Source organism: Micromonospora sp. FIMYZ51, from assembly GCF_038246755.1.
GTDB lineage: Bacteria > Actinomycetota > Actinomycetes > Mycobacteriales > Micromonosporaceae > Micromonospora.
The window spans coordinates 5590230-5611653 of record NZ_CP134706.1; the positions used below are offsets into that span (position 1 = coordinate 5590230).

At 72.1% G+C, this 21424-nt stretch carries 17 protein-coding genes; 6 read left to right on the forward strand and 11 right to left on the reverse strand.

The genetic code is table 11. The annotated features are described in order from the left end of the window. The first annotated feature begins 13 nt into the window (after window positions 1-13). From QQG74_RS24905 to QQG74_RS24915, 3 genes are read left to right on the forward strand one after another with little or no spacing between them, the layout of a single operon-like run. Window positions 14-2551, forward strand: coding sequence for a nitrate- and nitrite sensing domain-containing protein (locus QQG74_RS24905; RefSeq protein WP_341717142.1), 2538 nt, complete (start codon window positions 14-16; stop codon window positions 2549-2551). Further along, window positions 2551-2940: a roadblock/LC7 domain-containing protein gene (locus tag QQG74_RS24910; protein ID WP_341721361.1), complete on the forward strand. Its 390-nt coding sequence runs from the start codon at window positions 2551-2553 to the stop codon at window positions 2938-2940. Before QQG74_RS24905 ends, QQG74_RS24910 begins: the two co-directional genes overlap by 1 nt. Continuing rightward, window positions 2937-3917, forward strand: a complete 981-nt coding sequence (locus tag QQG74_RS24915; protein WP_341717143.1) for a TAXI family TRAP transporter solute-binding subunit — start codon at window positions 2937-2939, stop codon at window positions 3915-3917. The genes QQG74_RS24910 and QQG74_RS24915 overlap by 4 nt, the downstream gene beginning before the upstream one ends. Window positions 3918-4166: 249 nt before the next feature. On the opposite strand, the gene QQG74_RS24920 is transcribed toward QQG74_RS24915, so the two are convergent. From QQG74_RS24920 to QQG74_RS24945, 6 genes are all read right to left on the reverse strand, one after another. Beyond that, window positions 4167-4976 (reverse strand): ABC transporter permease, encoded by an 810-nt coding sequence (locus QQG74_RS24920; RefSeq protein WP_341717144.1) that lies wholly within the window; start codon window positions 4974-4976, stop codon window positions 4167-4169. 9 nt (window positions 4977-4985) lie between these two features. Then, entirely contained in the window at window positions 4986-5780 is a 795-nt protein-coding gene (locus QQG74_RS24925; protein WP_341717145.1) for an ABC transporter permease, read from the reverse strand. Between the two features lie 23 nt (window positions 5781-5803). Continuing rightward, window positions 5804-6736: an ABC transporter ATP-binding protein gene (locus QQG74_RS24930; protein ID WP_341717146.1), complete on the reverse strand. Its 933-nt coding sequence runs from the start codon at window positions 6734-6736 to the stop codon at window positions 5804-5806. Window positions 6737-6853: 117 nt separating this feature from the next. Further along, the gene (locus QQG74_RS24935; RefSeq protein ID WP_341717147.1) at window positions 6854-7390 is read right to left on the reverse strand and encodes a hypothetical protein; all 537 of its coding nucleotides are present in this window, start codon (window positions 7388-7390) and stop codon (window positions 6854-6856) included. A 4-nt stretch (window positions 7391-7394) separates the two neighbouring features. After that, window positions 7395-9257, reverse strand: coding sequence for a DNA primase (dnaG, locus tag QQG74_RS24940; protein ID WP_341717148.1), 1863 nt, complete (start codon window positions 9255-9257; stop codon window positions 7395-7397). Window positions 9258-9369: 112 nt separating this feature from the next. Then, window positions 9370-10200: a helix-turn-helix transcriptional regulator gene (locus QQG74_RS24945; RefSeq protein ID WP_341717149.1), complete on the reverse strand. Its 831-nt coding sequence runs from the start codon at window positions 10198-10200 to the stop codon at window positions 9370-9372. A 102-nt stretch (window positions 10201-10302) separates the two neighbouring features. Between QQG74_RS24945 and QQG74_RS24950 the strand changes: the two genes are divergently transcribed. Continuing rightward, a complete protein-coding gene (locus QQG74_RS24950; protein WP_341717150.1) occupies window positions 10303-11217 on the forward strand; it encodes an oxidoreductase in 915 nt (304 codons plus the stop codon). Window positions 11218-11294: 77 nt separating this feature from the next. Here the strand turns inward: QQG74_RS24950 and QQG74_RS24955 are convergent, their stop codons facing one another. From QQG74_RS24955 to QQG74_RS24970, 4 genes are all read right to left on the reverse strand, one after another. Next, window positions 11295-12941: a BCCT family transporter gene (locus QQG74_RS24955; protein ID WP_341717151.1), complete on the reverse strand. Its 1647-nt coding sequence runs from the start codon at window positions 12939-12941 to the stop codon at window positions 11295-11297. A 121-nt stretch (window positions 12942-13062) separates the two neighbouring features. Further along, a complete protein-coding gene (locus QQG74_RS24960) occupies window positions 13063-13908 on the reverse strand; it encodes a siderophore-interacting protein (RefSeq protein WP_341717152.1) in 846 nt (281 codons plus the stop codon). Window positions 13909-13924: 16 nt separating this feature from the next. Beyond that, the gene (locus QQG74_RS24965) at window positions 13925-15175 is read right to left on the reverse strand and encodes a deoxyguanosinetriphosphate triphosphohydrolase (protein WP_341717153.1); all 1251 of its coding nucleotides are present in this window, start codon (window positions 15173-15175) and stop codon (window positions 13925-13927) included. Next, on the reverse strand, window positions 15172-15525 hold the full coding sequence (locus QQG74_RS24970; RefSeq protein ID WP_341721362.1) for a VOC family protein: 354 nt from the start codon (window positions 15523-15525) through the stop codon (window positions 15172-15174). The genes QQG74_RS24965 and QQG74_RS24970 overlap by 4 nt, the downstream gene beginning before the upstream one ends. Window positions 15526-15820: 295 nt before the next feature. On the opposite strand from QQG74_RS24970, the gene QQG74_RS24975 reads away from it, so the two are divergent. Continuing rightward, window positions 15821-16321: a roadblock/LC7 domain-containing protein gene (locus QQG74_RS24975; protein ID WP_341717154.1), complete on the forward strand. Its 501-nt coding sequence runs from the start codon at window positions 15821-15823 to the stop codon at window positions 16319-16321. A 38-nt stretch (window positions 16322-16359) separates the two neighbouring features. On the opposite strand, the gene ppdK is transcribed toward QQG74_RS24975, so the two are convergent. Beyond that, the gene (ppdK, locus tag QQG74_RS24980; RefSeq protein WP_341717155.1) at window positions 16360-19095 is read right to left on the reverse strand and encodes a pyruvate, phosphate dikinase; all 2736 of its coding nucleotides are present in this window, start codon (window positions 19093-19095) and stop codon (window positions 16360-16362) included. A 492-nt stretch (window positions 19096-19587) separates the two neighbouring features. Here ppdK and QQG74_RS24985 point away from each other — a divergent pair, with 492 nt between their 5' ends. Then, window positions 19588-21216, forward strand: a complete 1629-nt coding sequence (locus QQG74_RS24985; protein WP_341721363.1) for a beta-N-acetylhexosaminidase — start codon at window positions 19588-19590, stop codon at window positions 21214-21216. Window positions 21217-21424: the final 208 nt, after the last annotated feature.

Below are 21424 nucleotides of genomic sequence, written 5' to 3' on the forward strand. Positions count from 1 at the left end.
CCGGGAGAATCCCGTGCCGCTGTCCACCCTGGCCCGCGTACGCCGGCACAACCGTCCATCCGGACACACCGACCAGCTCTGGTCGGTCCGTACCCAGCTACTCGCCCCGATCCTGGTCGCCACCGCCGGTCTGGTGGTGCTGGGCGCGATCCAGACCGGCGACGCGCTCTCCGCCTCCGCCGACGCGCAACGCGCCCGTACCCTGGCCGGCACCGCCACCGCCACCGTCTCCCTGGTCCACGAGCTGGAGCGGGAACTCGGCGAGACGGCCGCGCTGCGGCAGCGTGGCGGGACGTCCGGCCGGCAACTGGTCGACGCCCAGCGGCGACGGGTGGACGCCGCCGCCGACCGCTACCGCTCCGCCAGCTCGGACGCCCGCACCGCCGCACCCGGGCTGGGTCGGGCGCTGGACGGCGTGACCGAACACCTCAACCAACTCGACGAGGCGCGGGTCGCCGCGCTGCGGGTGGACACCGCCGACGGCGTCTACGTGGCGCTGGCGGAGTCGCTGCTGGTCGTCGCCGACGCGCTTCCCGCCCAGCTGCGCGACCCCGAGCTGGCCAACCGGGCCCGCGAGGTGGCCGCGGTCGCCGCCCAGGAGCATCTGGCCTCGCTTGAACGTGACCTGCTCCGGACCATCTTCGTCCGGGGCAGCCTGGCCGAGGGTGAGCTGGCCCGGCTCGGCCGGCTGCGCGGCGCGCAGGAGCAGCGGCAGGCCGAGTTCTCCCGGATCGCCGGTGAGCCCGCCACCGCCGCGCTCACCCGCCTGCTCGCCGGCACCGATGTCTCCACCGCCCGGCGGATGCGGGACAGCGCGTTGAACGCCGAGGCCGAACCGGCCGCGCTGGCCACCGACGGCGACGCCTGGTACGTGGCGCAGAGCGGGGCGATCCGCCGGCTCAACCTGCTGGGCCGGGAACTCTCCGCCGAACTCGACCGCCGCGCCGTCACGCTTGCCGCCGACGCCCGGCAACGGGCACTTGTCACCGGCGGCTCCGCCGGCACGCTGGCGCTGGCCTCGCTGACCGCCGCCGCCCTGCTGGCGGTGCGTACCAGCCGCCGGCTGCGCCGACTGCGGGTGGCCGCGCTCGCCATGGCGCACCGGGAACTGCCCGAGCGGATCACCGCGATCTCGGCCGGCGACAGCAGCCGGGCGGAGGGACCGGCCTCGCAGCTCACCGCCGGTATCAGTCGCGGGCGGGACGAGATCGCCCAGGTGGCCGAGGCGTTCGACACCGTGAACCGGGCGGCGTTGCGACTCGCCGGTGAGCAGGCCGAGCTGCGGATGGACGTGACCCGGATGGTCGAGGCACTGGCCCGCCGGATCCGGACGCTGATCACCCGGCAGCTACGACTGCTCGACGAGTTCGAGCGGGAGGAGACCGATCCGGATGCGCTCGACCGACTCTTCGCGCTCGACCATCTCGCCGCCCGGATGCGGCGCAACGGGGAGAACCTGCTGGTCCTCGCCGGTGGTGAGCTGGGCCGGTCGCACGAGGGGCCGCACCTGCTGGCCGATGTCGTACGCGGTGCCGCCTCGGAGATCGAGGAGTACGCCCGGGTCGAGATCGACGTACCGACCGTCGCGGTGCACGGGTCGGCGGTGGGCAACCTGGTCCACCTCCTGGCCGAGCTGCTGGAGAACGCGACCGCGTACTCACCGCCACAGGCACCGGTGCACGTGGACGGTAGGCGTACCGTCGACGGGCTCACCCTGCGCGTGCACGACCAGGGCATCGGTGTCGGCACCAACCGACTCGCCGAGATCAACGAACGGCTGCGGGCACCCGCCATGCTCTCCAGCGCGGCGGCCGGCAGCATGGGCCTGCACGTGGTGGCGCACCTGGCCGCCCGGCACGGCATCCAGGTGCGACTGCACAGCACCGGGGGCGGCATGGTGGCCCAGGTGGACGTGCCGGAGGCGTTGCTCACCCGGGCCGAGGAGCTCAACGGGCGACCCACCATCGGTCCCCGGTCCGCTCCGGCGACCGCCGGTACCTGGTTCCGGCCCCGGGCCGGCGAGCCCGTCCCGGCTGTGCCGGCGCCGCCCAGAGGTGACCTGGTCACCGCCGGGTCGGAGCGGTTCAGCGTGCACCAGGCCCCGACGATGACCCTTCCGGTGGTACGCAACGGCGCCGCCGGGGCGACCAGTTGGTCCACGCCGACGCCGGACCGGACGCCGGCCTGGACGGCCAACCCAGCGACGACGGCCAACGGACCCGGCACCTGGACCGCGACGGCCAACGGGCCGGGAAACGGGTCGGGGAATCGGCCGACCACGGTAAACGGGCCGGCGGTGGGAAACGGTGCGGCCGGTGGTCAGCCGGCGTGGGCACCGGGCGCCCGGCCACCCGGGACGGCCAGCACCGGCCTGCCCCGACGGATCCGCGGCGATGGCTTGCAGGCCGAACTGCACGACCTGCCGACCCCGCAGGCCGCAAGCGACCTGCTCGACCCCGAGGTGGTGCGGGCCCGGCTGTCCGCCCTCTCCGCCGGGGTCGCCTCCGCGATGCGACGTAACCAGACGAAACCCACCGGGAGGCCCGAATGATGACAAACGTCAGCCCCGGACTCGACTGGCTCCTGGCGAACTTCGCCGAGCAGGTCCCGGACGTGTCGCACGCCCTCGCCGTCTCCGGAGACGGACTACGGCTGGCTGCCTCACCCCACCTCTCCACCGACCAGGCGGACCAGCTCGCCGCCGTGATCAGCGGCCTGGCCAGCCTGACCGTCGGTGCCGCCCGACTGATGTCCGCCGGCCGGGTCCGGCAGCAGATCGTCGACATGGACGGCGGTGTGCTGCTGGTCATGGCGGTCGGCGACCGGGCCCTGCTCGGGGTGCTGGCCGCCTCCGGCTGCGACCTCGGCCAGATCGGCTACGAGACGGCCACCCTGGTCCAGCGGGTCGCCGAGGCCCTGGAACCGGCGGTGCGGGCATGAGCGGGCAACGGCGGCTGGTTGCGCTGCTGACGGTCGGGCTGCTGGTCGGGCTGACCGTCGGCTGCGGCAGCACCGAGGAGACGGCGCAGCCGCGCCCGTGGCACGACGGGCGAATCTTCCTGGCCACCGGCAACACCACCGGCGTCTACTACCAACTCGGCGGCGGATACGCCGACGTCATCAGCCGCCACCTGCCCGGTTACGAGGCCCGCGCCGAACCGACAGGTGCCTCCGGGGAGAACATCACCCGGCTGGTCGAGGGCGACATGGAGATCGCCTTCAGCCTGGCCGACACGGCGGCGGACGCCACCGCCGGCCGTGGTGCCTTCGCCGGTCGGCCCCAGCCGGTCCGGGCCCTGGCCCGGGTCTACAGCAACTACACCCACGTGATCGTCCGGGTGGACGCCGAGATCACCGACCTGGCGGCGCTGCGCGGCAAGCGGGTCTCCACCGGCTCACCCAAGTCCGGTACCGACGTCATCGCGGGCCGGCTGCTCAGCGCCGCCGGACTCGACCCGGAGCGGGACGTACGCCGGGCCCGGTTGTCGCTGCCGGAGACGGTGGCCCGGATGCGCGCCGGCACCCTGGATGCGATGTTCTTCTCCGGCGGGCTACCCACGCCGGGCATCGCCGACCTGCTCAACGGCGCCCGGGACCGGTTCGCCCTGCTGCCGGTCGCCAACCTGATCGAGCCGCTCACCGCCACGCACGGCTCGGTCTACACCACCGCCGAGCTGCCCCGCAAGACCTACGACTCGGCCGCCGCCACCCCGACCGTGACGGTGGCCAACGTGATCCTGGTCAGTGCGGACATGCCCGACCAACTGGCGTACGACCTGACCCGACTGCTCTTCACCTACCAGGCCGACCTGGCGGCGGCCCACCCCGAGGCCCGCAACTTCGACCGCCAGAGTGCCTCCTCCACCGACCCGATTCCCCTGCACCCCGGCGCCGCCCGCTACTACCAGGGCAGCTGACTCGAAAGTAGACCTACTTCCTCCCGATCAGGGCCGCTTCGCGCTTGATCACCTCTTGCGGCGTTAGATCTTGGTACGGGAGCGCCCCCATAGGGGCGGTTTCGTACCAAGATCTGCGTGGGTCGCTAGGCGCGGGCCTGGAGGTGGGTGATGAAGGTGTGCCAGGTGGTGGCGCACGTGCTGGCCGCCCGTTTCCTCACCTGGGCCCGCGCCCGATCAGACGAACCGACCGGCTGACAGTGCTGCTGGTCAGCGGTAGAGCAGGCGGTTCATTCGGCGGGACGCGATCAACAGGCCGGCCGCCAGCACCGCGAGCAGGTAACCCACGTCGAGCAGCAATCCCCAGTCGGCCGTGCCGACGGTCAGCCCACGGATCAGGTGCACCGCCCGGTAGAGCGGAGTCACCTCGATCAGCCAGCGCAGCAGTGCCGGGTACGCCTCGGCGGGTACGAAGGTGCCGGAGAACAGGAAGAGCGTGAACTGGGCCGAGTTGATCAGGTCGAACTCCTGCCAACTGCGCAGGAACGTGGCGATCGCCATGCCGAGCGCGCCGAACGTGAAGCCGACAAGCACCGCCGCCGGGAACGCGGCGAGCGCGCGGGCGGGCGCGGTCAGCTCCATCCCGACCATCACCACCAGGAACGCGGCCGAGTACGCGCTGCCCCGCAGCATCGCCCAGGCCAACTCGCCGAGGGCGATCTCGAACGGCTGCACCGGGGTGGCGATCACCCCGTCGTACAGCTTCATGTACTTCAGCTTTCCGAAGAAGTTGAAGGTGGTCTCCGCAAGCGCGCCGCTCATCGCCGACGAGGCGAGCATGGCCGGCGCGACGAAGGCCGCGTACGTGACGACCGCACCGCCGGGCAACGTCAGGTCGCCGATCAGCGCACCCACCCCGACACCGATCGACAACAGGTAGAGCAGCGGCTCGACCAGGCCGGAGATGAGCAGCAGCCAGTAGACGGACCGCAGGGCCGCGACGTTGCGCCCGGTCACCGACGCGGATCGCCGCGACGCGGCGGCGATGTCGACCAGCCGGGGCAGCACCAGGTTGACCATGAACCCCTCCTAGACGACGAGCTTGCGGGCGAAGGCGCGTCGGGCGAGCAGCCAGCCCAGGACCGCCCAGGCGGCGAGGTAACCCAGGTGGCCAGCGACCGACCACTGTGGCGCGACGCCGAGCACCGCCGCCCGGCACAGGTCCACGGCGTGCCAGAGCGGTGTGGCGTACGCGAGCCAGCGCAGCACCAGCGGCAGCGACTCGACCGGGAAGAACACCCCGGCGAACAGGGTCATCGGGATCACCGCGAAGCGGAACAGCATCGCCAGCCAACTGTCCGAGTCGACCGACGCCGCGTACGCGAAGGTGGGTGCGGCGACGGCCAGCGCGAGCAGCGCCGCCACCGGCAGCGCCAGCACCGCCCACGGCGATCGCAGCGCTCCCAGCCCGCCGGTCACCAGCAGGAACGCGATGACCGAGGTCAGCACCCGGAACAGCACGAACGACAGGTGGCCGGCGAGGATGTCGCCGACTCGCAGCGGCGACGAGCGCTGCCCGTAGTAGATCTTCTGCCACTGGAGGTTGCCGAACACCGGCCAGGTCGACTCGGCGATCGCCACCTGCAACGCCGTCGACGCGAGCAGCCCACCGACGATCCACTCCAGGTAGGAGACGCCACCGACACCCTGGTCGATGTACGCGCCGACGCCGACTCCGAACCCGAGCACGGTGAGCGTGGGCAGCAGGAACGACGAGAAGACACCGGAGCGCCAGGTGCGCCGGTAACCCACCAGGTGGTATTCGAGCACCGTCAGGGCCGGCACCCGCGGCAGGGTGCGTCGGTCCCGGGTCAGCTGTGCCATGGCAGCACCCTTTCCAGTCCTGATCAGTCGACGAGGGTGCGGCCGGTGAGGTGCAGGAAGACGTCCTCCAGGCTGCTGCGGCGGACCAGCACGTTGGCCGGACGCAGGCCGAGCGCGGCGACCTCGGCCACCGCCGCGTCACCGTCGGGGACGTAGAGCAGGATCCGGTCGGGCAGCACCTCGACCCGCTCCCCCAGGGCGTCCAGCTTGCCGGCGAACGCCTCCTGCGAGTCACCGGCGAACCGCAGCTCGACCACCTCGCGGGTGGCGTGCCGCTCGATGAGCGCACGCGGTGACCCCTCGGCGACGATCCGTCCGCCGTCCATCACGACCAGCCGGTCGCAGAGCTGCTCGGCCTCGTCCATGTAGTGCGTGGTGAGCACCAGCGTGACGCCCTGACGCTTGAGCCGGAACAGCCGTTCCCAGACCAGGTGCCGGGCCTGCGGGTCGAGGCCGGTGGTCGGCTCGTCGAGCAGCACGATGTCCGGCTCGTTGACCAGCGCGCGGGCGATGGTGAGCCGGCGCTTCATGCCACCGGAGAGGGGCTCGACCTTGCTCTCCGCCCGCTCGCTTAGCTGCACGAAGTCGAGCAACTCGGTGGCCCGGGCCCGGGCCACCCGGCGGGGGATGCCGAAGTAGCGCGCATAGGTGATGAGGTTCTCCCGGACGGTCAGCTCCGGATCGAGGTTGTCGAGCTGGGGGCAGACGCCGAGCCGGGCCCGGATGGCGGGGCCGTCGCGCACCGGGTCCATGCCGAGGATGCGCAGCTGGCCGGAGCTGGGCGGCGAGATGCAGCCGACCATCCGCATGGTGGACGACTTACCGGCGCCGTTGGGCCCGAGGAAGCCGAACGCCTCACCGGCGTTGACCGCCACGTCGATGCCGTCGACGGCGGTGAAGTCGCCGAACCGCTTCACCAGCCCCCGTGCCTGGATGAGTGGTTGTGCCATGGTCACCCCCGGACCCTAGACACCCGGGCGGACACTTTCCCACCGAGTTACCCGCCGAGTGGGACCGCACCGGCTCCTGGCGGGACCGGCGAGCGGCGGGTCACAGGACCGGCGAGCGGTGGGTCACAGGTCCGCAGGCGTCGTCGCGGCGCGGGCCGCCGCCACCAGGCGGCCGGTTTCGGTGCGCACGGCCTCGTCGTCGGTCGGGGTGCCGGGGTCGTAGTGGACCATCCAGGTGAGACCGTTCACGCCGGGCACCCGCCGGCCGACGATCCGGCCGGCCCCGCCGGGCAGCGCGTGGTGCTGGGTGTACGCGACGGACCCGGTGACCCGGGCGCGCACCTGGTGCGGCAGTTCGCCCGGATCGAGCAGCAGGTAACGCTCGGCCGGGCAGTCGGCGACCACCAGGTAGCCGTCGCGTTCGGTCACCTGTTCGCCAGGGGTGACGGTCAGCTCCCGACCGGACCAGACGGCCTTGACGATCTCGTGCCAGCCGAGCCGGTGGCTCCGACCGGGCAGCCAGAGCCCCAGGTTGCTGGCGACCACCACCCCGTCGCCCTCGCCGTTGCCGGCGGCGGCCCAGGTCAGCATCCGCTCGTCGCGGTCCAGCGGAGGGCGGGCGGCCGAGGGCAGCTTGGGCCGGCGGCGGAACAGTCCCATGTTTTTACAATCCTCCCGCTGCCTGCTCGCGCAGGGCTCGGGCGTGCTGCTCCAGCGAGAGCAGCTCGCCGAAGGTGGCAAAGTACTCGTCCTTGTTGTTCACCGGGTTGATCCGCTGGATCCGCGATTTCAACTCGCGGATCCGGGCGGTCACCGAGCCCCACTGCAACCGGGCCATGGTGATCGAGACGTACCGGGGGTCCGGCTCGCCGTCGATCCGCAGCGGCTCCACCGCCAACTCGCCCACCAGGGCCTGGGCCGCGAGGTCGGCGCAGGCGTCGCGGACCGCCTCGATCCACACCGCGCCGCCGGTGGCCGTGGCGGCGCCACCGGCCTCGGCGATGGCCGCCCGGACGACCACGTGCACCGGGTGCCGGTAGTCGGTCGCCTCGACGGCGTCGAACATCGGCCCGGCCAGCACCGGTTCCTGGAGGGCCAGCTTGAGCGCCTCCCGCTCGACCATCGACTGCGGGCTGTCCACGGACGGTTCGGTCCGGGCCGGCCGCGGCGGCCCGTCCGCCGGACGTCCCGAGGCGGCGGCCAGCACCGCCCGCTGCACCGGCTCGATCTCCATCCCGAGGTCACCGGCGAGCTTGCGCACGTACTCGGGGCGTTTCTCCTGGTCCTTGAGCTTGGCGACCAGCGGCGCGGCCCGGCGCATCGCCTCGACCCGACCATCGACGGTGTCCAGGTCGAACCGGCTGATCACGTGCCGCAACGCGAAGTCGACAAGCGGCTCGCGGCGGGCGACCAGGTCGCGCACGGCCAGGTCGCCCTTTGCCAGGCGCAGCTCGCACGGATCCATGTTGTCCGGGCTGACCGCGATGAAGGTACGCCCGACGAAGCGCTGGTCGTCCTCGAAGGCGCGCAGCGCGGCCTTCTGTCCGGCGGCGTCCCCGTCGAAGGTGAAGATGATCTCGCCGGCGACCGCGTCGGTGTCCAGCAGCAGCCGCCGCAGTACGCCGATGTGGTCGCTGCCGAACGCGGTGCCGCAGGTCGCCACGGCGGTCGGTACGCCAGCCAGGTGGCAGGCCATCACGTCGGTGTAGCCCTCGACCACCACCACCCGGCCCTGCTTGGCGATCTCCCGCTTGGCCTGGTCGATGCCGTAGAGCACGTGCGACTTCTTGTAGATCGGCGTCTCGGGGGTGTTCAGGTACTTCGGGCCGTCATCGTCGTCGAAGAGTTTGCGGGCACCGAAGCCGATCACGTCGCCGGTCAGGTCGCGGATCGGCCAGAGCAGCCGGCGCCGGAACCGGTCGATCAGGCTGCCCGAGCGGGCCGGCCGGGACAGCCCGGCGGTGACCAGTTCGTCGTGACTGAAGCCGCGCTGGCGCAGGTGCCGGGTGAGCGGATCCCAGCCCTCGGGGGCGAACCCGCAGCCGTACCGCTCGGCGGCGGCCCGGTCGAAGCCCCGCTGGGCGAGGAACTCCCGGGCCGCCCGCGCGCCGGCCGTGGTCAACTGGGCGGTGTAGAACTCCACCGCGGCGGCGTGCGCGGCGACCAGCCGCTGCTTCTGCCCCTGCTGCGGCCGGTTGCCGCGCGGGGCGGACCGGTCGTCCTCGATGTAGCGCAGTTGCACGCCGGCCCGGTCGGCGAGCCGCTCCACCGCCTCCACGAAGCTGAGATGCTCGGCGTCCATCAGGAACTTGATCGCGTCGCCGCCCGCCCCGCAGCCGAAGCAGTACCAGACGTTACGGGCCGGTGAGACGTTGAACGAGGGGCTCTTCTCGTCGTGGAAGGGACAGAGCCCCTTCAGGTTGCCGGCACCGGCCGACTTGAGCGTCACCGTGTCGGAGATGACCTCGGCGATGGAGGTACGCTCCCGGACCAGCGCGATGTCCTCGTCCCGGATCCGCCCCGCCATGCCGCCACCCCCTCGCATACATCCTGCCCTGCCCAGGTTGAGGAGTAAGGAAGGGCCCCCTGTTAATGCCTGCGGTAGAGGAAGGGCCCCTTATTAACAAAAACCGCCGACGTCACCGTGCACCCCGCGCGAGGGCGAGCAGTGCCATTCGCTCGGCGTCGGCGCTGCCCGGTGCGGCGGTGTACGCGATCAGGATCGGCCCGGTACGTCCCGGCGGCGTGTACGCGTCCCAGTCCAGACGCAGCTCGCCAACCTGTGGATGGGTGAACGCCTTGCTGCCGTGGACCGCCTCGCGTACGTCGTGGCGGGCCCAGAGCTGCCGGAACTCCTCGCTGCGGATGCTGAGTGTGCCGACGATCTCCTGTGCGCGCGGGTGCTCCGGATCGGCGGCGACCGCAGCACGCAGAAAGCCCAGGTAGTCAAGCACCGTTTCGCGCCAGCCGGGGCACCGGCCCTGCGCCTCGGGATGGCTGAACATGTCGATAAGTACGTTGCTCGGCCCGATGCCCGGATAGAGCGCGGCGGCCATGCTGTTCCAGGCGAGCAGATCCAGGTGACGGCTGACCACCACGGCCGGGGTGTGCAGGCTGTGCAGCAGCCGGCGGATGCTCTCCGGCACCGTCTCCCGGGTGCGCCGCCGGGGCTTCGGCGGTCGCTGCGCCCGACGGGCGAGGGCGTGCAGGTGGCGGGTCTCCTCCGCGTTCAGGGCGAGGGCGCGGGCGATGCCGGTCAGCACGTCCTCCGAGGGGCGTACGTCCCGACCCTGTTCCAGGCGCTGGTAGTAGTCGGTGCTCACGCCGGCGAGCAGGGCCAGCTCCTCCCGGCGCAGGCCGGCGACCCGGCGGCGCGGGCCGGGTGCCAGGCCGATCTCCTCCGGCCGCAGCCGGGAGCGGCGGTTACGCAGGAAGTCAGCCAGCTCGCGGGCGTACGGCGTGCTCGTCACGACGCCCAGTGTGCCGGTGGTGTCCCGGCGCAGGGTAGGTCCCGTGGTCCCAGGTTGGCTGGTACTCCCCGGGCGTCCGCACCGGTTCCTAGCGTCCAGCACATGCAGAACTGGACCGAGAAACAGATCCCCGACCAGCATGGTCGACGCGCGGTGGTGACCGGGGCGAATTCGGGCGTGGGCCGGGTCACCGCGCTGGAACTGGCCCGACACGGGTCCGCGGTGGTGCTCGCGGTGCGCAACGTCGCGGCGGGAGCGGAGGCGGCTGCCGCGATCCGGCGCGAGGTGCCGGGGGCGGAGGTCGAGGTGCGGGCGCTGGATCTGGCCTCGCTCGCCTCGATCCGCGCCTTCGCCGGGAGCCTCGACGGCAACCTCGACCTGCTTGTCAACAACGCCGGAGTGTCGCTGACCGGCCGGCGACCGCCGCCGACCGTGGACGGCTTCGACCTGCAAATGGGTACGAACGCCCTCGGGCCGTACGCGCTGACCGGTCTCCTCCTCGATCGGCTGGCCGGCGGTACGCAACCCCGGGTGGTCACCGTGTCGTCGATCGTGCATCGGTGGCGCCGCCTCGACCTGGGCGATTTGATGTCCGAGCGTTCCTACAGCGGGCCCAGGGCGTACGCGCGCTCCAAGCTCGTCGCCACCATCCTCGGTGTGGAGCTGGACCGCCGGCTGCGCGCCACCGGGTCGCCGGTGATCAGCGTGCTCGCCCACCCCGGCATGACCAACACCAACCTCAGCGCCCGCGCGCTGGCCAGCCGGAACGCACTGCTGCGTTCGGTCAACCGGCTCAGTCCGCTGTTCGTCAGCCCCGCCAGGGAGGGTGCCCGGCCGCAGCTGTGCGCCGCGACCGCAGCCGGCGTACGGGGTGGGCAGTTCTTCGGCCCGCGTGGGTTCCAGGAGATCCGTGGACCGGTCACCGAGGTACGGGCGAGCGCGTCGGCGCGCGACCCGGAGAACGGGCGACGGATGTGGGCGGAGGCGGCCCGGCTCACCGGCGTCGCGTACCTCTGAGATCGCGTCGACCGGCTTTTGTTAAGAAGGGGCCCTTCCTATACACGAGGCGTTAAGAAGGTGCCCTTCCTTACCCCTCAGCTTCGTGGCCGGCGACGCAGGTAGCGCCGGACCGGAGGCGGATCCTCCTCCTCGTACGACCGGGCGGTGCGCACCGCCTCGGCCAGGCCGTGCCGGCGGGTCCTCGCCGGCACGGCCAGCAGCGGATCCTCGGCCATGTCCTTGACCAGCGCGGCGGCCAGACCGAGCATCACCAGCACGAACGGCAACGCGATCATGATGGTGGCCTGTTGGAGGGCGTCGAGTCCGCCGACGAGCAGCAGCACCGCGGCGACGGCACCGATCAGGATGCCCCAGAGGACCACAAGTAGCCGGTGCGGTCGCAGCGCGCCTCGGGAGGTAAGCGAGCCGAGCACCAGCGACGCGGAGTCGGCGCTGGTGACGAAGTAGAGCGCGACGAGCACCATGGCCAGCACGCTTGTCAGCGCCGCCAGCGGCAGTGCGTCGAGTAGCCCGAACAGCGCCTGCTCGCTGCCGGCCGCAGCGTCCGCGACCAGGTCACGGGCTCCGGTGGACTGCACCCGCAGCGCGCTGCCGCCCATGATCGCGAACCACACGGCGCTGGCACCGCTGGGCACCAGCAGTACTCCGATCAGGAACTGCCGGACGGTACGGCCCCGGGAGATGCGCGCGATGAAGGTGCCGACGAAGGGCGCCCAGGAGATCCACCATGCCCAGTAGAAGATCGTCCAGCCGCCCAGCCAGCCGTGGTCCGAGAAGGCCCCGGTCCGGGTGGACATGAAGACCAGGTTGCTCAGGTAGTCGCCGATCGAGGCGGGCAGCACCTCGAGCGTGTAGATGGTCGGGCCGACCACGAAGACGAAGAACATCAGCGCGACGGCAAGCACCACGTTTGTGGTGGAGAGCCACTTGATGCCCCGGTGCAGCCCGGAGAAGGCGGAGATCACGAAGGCCAGGGTGAGCGCACCGATCACCACCACCTCCACCATGGTGCTGTCCGGTACGCCGGCGACCAGGTCCAACCCGGCGGCCACCTGGAGCGCGCCGAGACCGAGGCTGGTGGCCGTGCCGAAGACGGTGGCGAAGATGGCCAACAGGTCGATCGCCCGTCCGGCGGCGCCGTCGGCATGGTCGCCAAGCACCGGCCGGAACGCCGCGGAGATCCGGTTCTGCCGGCCCCGGCGGAACGTCGAGTACGCAAGCGCCAGCGCCACCACCGCGTAGATCGCCCACGGGTGCAGGGTCCAGTGGAAAAGCGTGTACTGCATGGCGGCTGCGCCGGCCGGGCCGGTCTGCGGCTCGACGCCGATCGCCGGCGGCGGCGTGGCGTAGTGCTGGATGGGTTCGGCGACGGCGAAGAAGACCAGGCCGATGCCCATGCCGGCGCTGAACATCATGGCGATCCAGGCCAGGTTGGTGAACTCCGGCTCGTCGTCGTCCCGGCCCAATCGGATCCGGCCGAACCGGGACACCGCCAGCACCACCGCCAGCACCAGGAAGGCGTTCGCCGCCACCACGAAGAACCAGCCGAAGGTGTTGATCACCCAGGCCAGGCCGGACTCACCGACGCTGGCCAGCGAGTCACGCGCCAGCACCCCCCAGACCACCACGGCGAGCACCCCGCCGACGCTCAGCCCGAGCAGCACCCCGTCGACCGTGCGGCTCGCGCCAGCGGTCTGCCCGTCATCGACCTGCTCGCTCATGGTCACCCCTGACCATCCTCCTGTTCCGGTGCCTGCGTCATCCGAAGTTCCGGCGAATCACGCCCGAACAGCCGCTGTCGGACGTAATGGGGTGCCACGTTGCCGGTTATCGGCTGCCAGGTCAAGGCAGCGAGATGGAGGCGTTGCCCTGTTCGTCGGCCTCGACCTGGCGGTTCCAGTCCGGCTTGCTGGCCCGCCAGCCCTCGTCGTCCACGCCCCGGCGCCAGTAACCGGAGATCGACAGCCACTCGCGCGGCACGCCTCGGTCCACCCGCAACAGCCGGCGCAGGTCGCGGACGAAGCCCGCCTCGCCGTGCACGAAGGCGTGCACCGTGCCGGGCGGGAAGGCGAATCCGCGTACGGCCGCCACCAGTGCCTCGCCGACCGGCCGCTCGCCACGGTGCAGCCAGGTCAGGCGGGCCGCACCGGGACTGGCCAGGGGCTGTTCGTCGGCCGGGCCGTCGACTTCGACGAAGACGTGCGCGGGCGCGTCGACCGGCAGCCGGGCCAGGGCGGCGGCGATCGCCGGCAGCGCGCTCTCGTCGCCGACCAGCAGGTGCCAGTCCGCCGCCGGGTTCGGCGCGTACGCCCCGCCGGGCCCGGTGAAGAGAACCTCGTCGCCCGGTCGCAGCCCGGCCGCCCACGGGCCGGCCAACCCCTCGTCACCGTGGTGCACCACGTCGATCGTCAACTCGCCGGCCGCCGCATCCCAGGCCCGCACGGTGTACGCGCGCAGCCGTGGCCAGTGCTCGCGCGGCTGCTCGCGGCGGATCGCGGCGAGGTCCATCGGGCGCGGATAGTCGACCCCGGCGACCGGAAACACGATCTTGATGTAGTGGTCGGTGAACTCGCCGACCGGCAGGCCGGCCAGTTCCGCCCCACCGAGCACCAACCGGACCACGTGCGGGGTGGGCCGCTCGGTGCGCAGCACGCGGGCGGAGGTGACTGTCTTCGGGCGCTGCGTCATCCGGCCAGGCTAACCATCAGTGCAGCAGGCGGGCGTGCCAGGCCGTCGCGGCCGGATCGGTGAGCGAGGCCACCTGGTCGACCACCACCCGCAACCGGGCGGCGTCGTCCGGGGCGGCGCGCCACAGCGGGGCGAAGACCGGATCGAGCGCCTCCGGGGCCCGCTCGGTCAGCACCCGGGCCAGGTCGGTAAGAATCTCCCGCTGTCGTTCGTAGCGTCCCTGCGCGTCGGCGCGGCGCATCACGTACCGCAGGGCGATGCCCTTGAGCAGCGCACACCGGGCCCGCAGCGGTCGAGGTACGACGAGGTCGGCGGCGTAGCGTCGATGCGGGCCGGGGCCGAACCGGGCGGTGGTGGCGGCCACCGCGGTCGCCACGAAACGCCCGGTCAGCACGCTCGTGGTGGCCTTGAGCGCGGCCTGGGCGCGGTGGCTGCCGTCGTAGTGGGCCAGCGGGGCGAGCACCGGATCGGCGAGCAGTTCGCGCAGTGCCTCGCCGAGATAGTCGGGCGATTCGAGCGAATAGACCGCGGCGACGTCGGCGCAGAGAGCGGCCCGTTCGTCGGCGTCGGCGAGCAGCGGCTCCAGCGTCAGGTACCCGCCGTGGATGGCGTCCTCCACGTCGTGCACCGAGTACGCCACGTCGTCGGCCCAGTCCATCACCTGCGCCTCCAGGCAGCACCGATCGCCGGCCGGGGAGCCGGACCGCAACCAGGCGAAGACGGGCAGGTCGTCGGCGTACACCCCGAACTTGCGCCGGCCCGGCCGGCGGGGCCACGGATACTTGGCGACCGCGTCGAGCGAGGCGCGGGTGAGGTTCAACCCGGCGGATTCGCCGTCCGGGCCGTACACCTTGGCCTCCAGACGGGTCAGTACGCGCAGCGTCTGCGCGTTGCCCTCGAACCCGCCGCAGGCCGCCGCCACCGTGTCCAACGCGGTTTCGCCGTTGTGCCCGAACGGCGGGTGCCCGAGGTCGTGCGCCAGCCCGGCGGTGTCCACCACGTCGGGGTCGCAGCCCAGCCGGGCGCCCATCTCCCGGGCGATCTGGGCCACCTCCAGCGAGTGGGTCAGTCGGGTACGCAGGAAGTCGTCGGTGCCCGCCGTGTGCACCTGGGTCTTCGCGGCGAGCCGGCGGAAGGCCGCCGAGTGCAGCACCCGGGCGCGGTCCCGCTGGTACGGCGACCGACCGTGGCCGGCGTCCTTGGCCGGCTCCACCACCCGCCGTGCCGCCTCCCCGCCGGCGACCCGCCGCGCCGCGTCAGCGGTCAATCCACACGCTGCCGCAGTACGCAGAACTCGTTGCCCTCCGGGTCGGCGAGCACCGTCCAGTCGTCACCGTCCTGTCCCACGTCGACGTGCCGGGCACCCATGTCGACAAGCCGTTCCACCTCGGCCTCCCGGTCGGCCGGGCGCAGATCGAGGTGCAGCCGGTTCTTGCCCTCCTTGGCCCCGTTGACCGGCACGAAGACGATGCCGGGCAGCCGGTCGGCGGACTGCCGGATCTCCACCTCGTCCGGTCGTTCGGTGACCACCTGGTAGCCCAACGCCTCGGCCCACCAGCGCGCCAACCGGGCCGGGTCCCGGGCGTCGACCGTCAGGCTCTGCCAGACGCTGGTCATGCCGGCACCGCCGTCCGGACCACGGCGGGTGTCTGCTTCGACAGCTCGGTACGCGCTTTCATCCGGCCACCCCTTCGCGACGATGTCCTCGGGCGAGATCAGGTTACGCCCGGCCGGGCCGGACGGCGCGCCGACGAACTGCGCCCTGCGGGTCCACATCCTCCGATCAGACGAGAGTTGTCGGCCGATTGCCGACGGTCACGGGATCGCGCGGATTGTCGCCGACCGGTAACGTTCCCATCGCGGAAAGTCACCTGTTGAGACGGAGCCACGACCGGCGGGGAGAGACACGCACGTGGACACGGAAACGATTATGGGCACCGAGTTGCGGCGGTTGCGCCGACGGCGGCCCGAGGTCGCCGGCACGCTCCTCGCCGGCACGGACGGCCTGCTGATCTCCACCGACCTGCCCGCCACGGACGCCGCCCACCTGGCCGCTTTGGCGGCGGCCAGCTTCGGCCTCGGCCACCGGATGGCGGCCACCGTCCGGCAGGGCGAGTTCCACGAGTCGGTGGTGCACACCGAGGCCGGCTGCGTGGTCACCTTTCCGGCCGGCCAGGACGCCCTGCTGACCCTGATCGCCGCCCCCGGGGCCGATCTCGCCGCGTTGCGGGAGGAGGCGCGGGCGGTGGCCGACCGGGCCGGCCCGATGCTCGCCGCCCGGCGCCACCCCGCGTCGGCGCTGCGCCCGCCGGATCCGCACGCCCCGCTGGCCGTGCGCACTCCGATGGCCACCCTGCCGGTGCAGCGGCCCCGTCGGGACCCGCACATCACCTGGCGGCGGCCCCCGATCTGAGCCGGGCCGACGAACAAGCCGTTCGCCGGCCCGTACGCTCAGCGACTGTCCGAGCCGGCCGTCACCACCGCGGCCCGGCCCGCCTCCAGTCGGGCCACCGGCACCCGGAACGGCGAGCAGGAGACGTAGTCCAGCCCGACCGAGTGGAAGAAGTGCACCGAGTCCGGATCGCCACCGTGCTCACCACAGACGCCGAGCTTCAGCCCGGGACGGGCGGCCCGGCCTTCCTCCGCCGCGATGCGCACCAACCGGCCGATCCCGTCGGCGTCGATCGACTCGAACGGTGAGATGCCGAAGATGCCCAGCTCCAGGTAACGCCAGAAGAAGGCACCCTCCACGTCGTCGCGGGAGAAGCCCCAGCCCATCTGGGTCAGGTCGTTGGTGCCGAAGGAGAAGAACTCCGCCGCCTCGGCGATCTGGCCGGCGGTCAGCGCGGCTCGGGGCACCTCGATCATGGTGCCGATCAGCACCTCGACGTCGCTGCCGCCGACCACCTCGGCGATGATCTTCTCGGCTTCGGCGCGTACCGTCTCCAACTCCTGCACTGCGCCGACGAGCGGGACCATGATCTCCGGGCAGGAGCGGACGCCCTGCCGGGTGTACTCCACCGCGGCCTCCGTGATCGCGCGGACCTGCATCGCGAACAGGCCGGGGATGACCAGGCCGAGGCGTACGCCGCGCAGCCCCAGCATCGGGTTCTCCTCGTGCATCCGGCGTACCGCGGCGAGCAGCGCCTCCTCCTTGGCCACGTCCTCGCCGCGCTCCTGCGCCACCGCGACGTCGACCGCGAGCTGCTCCAGGGGCGGCAGGAACTCGTGCAGCGGCGGGTCGATCAGCCGGACGGTGACCGGCTGCCCGTCCATCTCCCGGAAGATCTCCGCGAAGTCCGCCCGCTGCAACGGCAGCAGCGCGGCCAGGGCCTTGTCCCGCTCGGTCGCGTCCCGGGCCAGGATCAGCCGCTCGACCAACTCCCGCCGGTCGCCGAGGAACATGTGTTCGGTGCGGCACAGCCCGATGCCCTCGGCGCCGAAGCGCCGGGCCCGCGCCGCGTCCGCGCCGGTGTCGGCGTTTGTGCGGACCGCCAGCCGCCGGGTGGCGTCGGCGTGCGTCATGATCCGGTGGACGGCCCGGACCAGCGGGTCGTCGATCGTCTCGGGGTCGAGTTCGCGCTCGAAGTAGCGCACCACCTCCGACGGCATGACCGGCACCTCGCCGAGGTAGACCTTGCCGGTGGTGCCGTCGATCGAGACCACGTCGCCCTCGTTGACGGTCTGCCCGCCGACGGTGAACCTGCGTTGCGGCACCGCGATGTCCAGCTCGTCGGCGCCGGAGACGCAGGTCTTGCCCATCCCCCGGGCCACCACCGCGGCGTGGCTGGTCTTGCCGCCGCGCGAGGTGAGGATGCCCCGGGCGGCGATCATGCCGTTCAGGTCGTCCGGGTTGGTTTCCCGGCGGACCAGGATGACGTCCTCGCCCTGCCCGGCCAGCTCGACCGCGCGGGCCGAGGTGAAGACCACCTTGCCGACCGCCGCGCCGGGCGAGGCGCCGATGCCGGTGGCGACCGGCTGGAAGTCGTGGTCGAGCGCGAACCGGGGGAACATCAGCTGGGCGAGCTGGGCGCCGTTGACCCGGTGCAGGGCCTCGTCGAGGTCGATCAAGCCCTCGTCGACGAGCTGGCCGGCGATGACGAAGGCGGCGGCGGCGGTCCGCTTGCCGACCCGCGTCTGCAACATCCACAGCTTGCCGCGCTCGATGGTGAACTCGATGTCGCAGAGGTCCCGGTAGTGCTGCTCCAGGCGGGCCATGTAGCTGAGCAACTCGTCGTAGGAGGTCTTGTCGATCCGCTCCAACTCCTGCAACGGCACCGTGTTGCGGATGCCGGCGACCACGTCCTCGCCCTGGGCGTTGGCCAGGTAGTCACCGTAGATGCCCTGGGCGCCACTGGCCGGGTCGCGGGTGAAGGCGACCCCGGTGCCGGAGTCCGGGCCGAGGTTGCCGAAGACCATCGCCACCACGTTCACGGCGGTGCCGAGGTCGGCCGGAATCCGCTCCTGCCGGCGGTAGATCACGGCCCGCTCGGCGTTCCACGACTCGAAGACCGCGCGGATGGCCAGGTCGAGCTGCTCGCGCGGATCCTGCGGGAACTCCCGCCCGGTGTGCGCACTGAAGATCTTCTTGTACGTGTCGACCAGCCCGCGCAGGTCGTCCGCGTCCAGGTCGAGGTCGTTTGTGCTGCCCTTGACCCGCTTGACCTCGTCGATGGCGTGTTCGAACTCCTCGCCCGGCACGTCGCAGACGGTCTTGCCGAACATCTGGATCAGCCGCCGGTACGAGTCCCAGGCGAACCGGTCGGCCCCACCGGCGGCACCCGAGTCAGCCCCGGCGCTGGCCTGTCGGGCGAGTCCTGCCACGCTGCGGTCGTTGAGACCCACGTTCAGAACGGTCTCCATCATGCCGGGCATGGAGAACTTCGCCCCGGAGCGTACGGAGACCAGCAGCGGGTCGTCCGGGTCACCCAGGCGTCGACCCATCTCCCGTTCCAGCGCCGCCAGGTGCGCGGCGATCTGGTCGGCCAGCCCCGCCGGCTCCTCGCCGGTGGCCAGGTACGCCTTGCACGCCTCGGTGGTGATCGTGAAGCCGGGCGGAACCGGCAGGCCGAGATTTGTCATCTCGGCCAGGTTGGCCCCCTTGCCGCCGAGCAGGTCCTTGAGGTCCTTGTTGCCCTCGGCGAAGTCGTAGACGTACTTGTGCTCGACCGTCCTGTGCGCTGTCACCAGAGCCTCCCACGCGCCCGGATTGACACTTAACGAAGGTTCAGTTTTCGAATACCCCGAAGCCGGCCTCCGGCAATCCGGGGAGCGATGCAGATCGGTGGGCGAAGGTTAAGCGAGGATCGCTCGGCCTGGGACCATTCGGTGACAATAGGCACAGCCATCCCGGCAATCGACGTTCATGGCATTTCCTGGGAACGTTTCCACGCGCACGAATACGCAATCGGCGGCCCCCCGTATCCTTGACGACACGCAGCGTCACCGCCGCGCTTTTGCCATTACCGCCGCGAATACACCCTCGGAGCCGCCGCCGTGTCCTCGCCGTCCAGCACCGTCCCGGAGCCACGTCACCCGTCCCGCCGGTCCGACGCCGACCCGGCGACCCAGGAGTCCGACACCGCGCTGGTGGCCTCGGGGTCCGACGTCACGCTGGCGGCCTCGGGGTCCGACCCGACGCCCGACGCCACCACCGCGGCATCGGCGTCCGACGTCACGCTGGCGGCACGGGGGCGTACCGCCGCAGAGCTGGCCGGGGCGGCGGCGCGGGAGGCGGCGGCGCGGCTCGCCCCGCCGGCCCCGGTCCGGCTCGGCGACGTGCTGCCCGCCCCCGAGCGGGTCAGCCCGGATCCGACCGCCGACCATCTGCTGCGGGCCGACGCGGTGATCCGGGTCAGCGCCGACCCGGCCGCGCTTGCCGTCGGTGAGCAGCTCGCCGCGCTGCTGCGCCCGGCCACCGGCTACCCGCTGCCGGTCACCGACACCGCCACGCCGACCCCGACCGGCGGAATCGCGCTGCACCTGGCCGGCGACGACGACCTCGGAGCCGAGGGCTACCGGCTCGACATCGCCGCCGACGGGGTACGCATCCGCGCCGGCACCGCCGCCGGCCTACAGCACGGGGTGCAGACGCTGCGGCAACTCCTGCCGGCCGCGATCGAGAGCCCGAGCCCGGTCGCCGCCCGCTGGGTGCTGCCCGGCGGGTCGATCGTCGACCGGCCGCGCTATCCGTACCGGGGCGCGATGCTCGACGTGGCCCGGCACTTCTTCGGCGTACCCGACGTGCTGCGGGTCATCGACCACCTGGCCCGGTACAAGCTCAACCACCTGCACCTGCACCTCACCGACGACCAGGGCTGGCGGATCGCGCTCGACTCCTGGCCGAGGCTGGCCACCGTCGGCGGAGCCGGTGCGGTCGGCGGCGGTCCCGGCGGGTACTACACCCAGGCCGACTACCGGCGGATCGTGGCGTACGCGGCGGCCCGGCACATCACCGTGGTGCCGGAGATCGACCTGCCCGGCCACACCAACGCCGCGCTTGTCGCGTACCCGGAGCTGGCGCCGGATCGGGTGGCACCGCCGCCGTACACCGGCACCGAGGTCGGGTTCAGCTACGTCGACCCGACAAGCGAGCGGACGTACGACTTCGTCGCCGACGTGCTCGGCGAGGTGGCCGCGCTCACCCCTGGCGGGTGGTTGCACATCGGCGGCGACGAGGCGTTCAAGGTGCCCGCCGAGGAGTACGCCCGTTTCGTCGAGCGGGTCCAGCGGATCGTCGCCGGGCTGGGCCGACGCATGATCGGTTGGCACCAGATCGCCCCGGCCGCCCACGCCGACGGGCGCGTCCTGCAATGGTGGGGCACCAACGGCGACGACCCGGTCACCGCCGACGCGGTGCGCCGGGGCGGCAAGCTGATCCTCTCCCCCGGCAACCACGCCTACCTCGACATGAAATACACCCCGGACACCCCGATCGGGCACGACTGGGCCGGCCTGATCGACGTACGCCGGGCGTACGACTGGGACCCGGGCACCCACCTGACCGGGGTGCCGGCCGACGCGGTGCTCGGTGTCGAGGCGCCGCTGTGGACCGAGTCGGTGACCACCCTCGCCGAGATCGAGTTCATGCTGCTGCCCCGACTGCCGGCCATCGCCGAGCTGGGCTGGTCCACGCCGGCCACGCACGACTGGACCGCGTTCCGCGACCGGCTGGCCGGCCACGGCCCCCGCTGGAGCACCGCCGGCATCGCCTACCACCGTGCCCCCGAGATCCCCTGGCCCGCTCCCATCCCCACCCCCCGTACGCCCACCTCTCCCACCCCTGCCCGCCCGCGACCAGCTCATTGATCATGAAGTTGTGGCCCTGGTGAGCGCTTCTCGGCGGCAACGACCCGGATGCCCGCTACCGGCGGATGCCCGCTACCGGGCTGAAAGGTCCGGCCGCATCCGACCTGGGGCCGCTGTTACGGGTTGCGAGGTTTGTCCGTGACCGGCGACACCCCGATGGCGGAATGTCGCAGGTCGGTCGGTCGTTGAACCATGCCGTGGTCGGGAG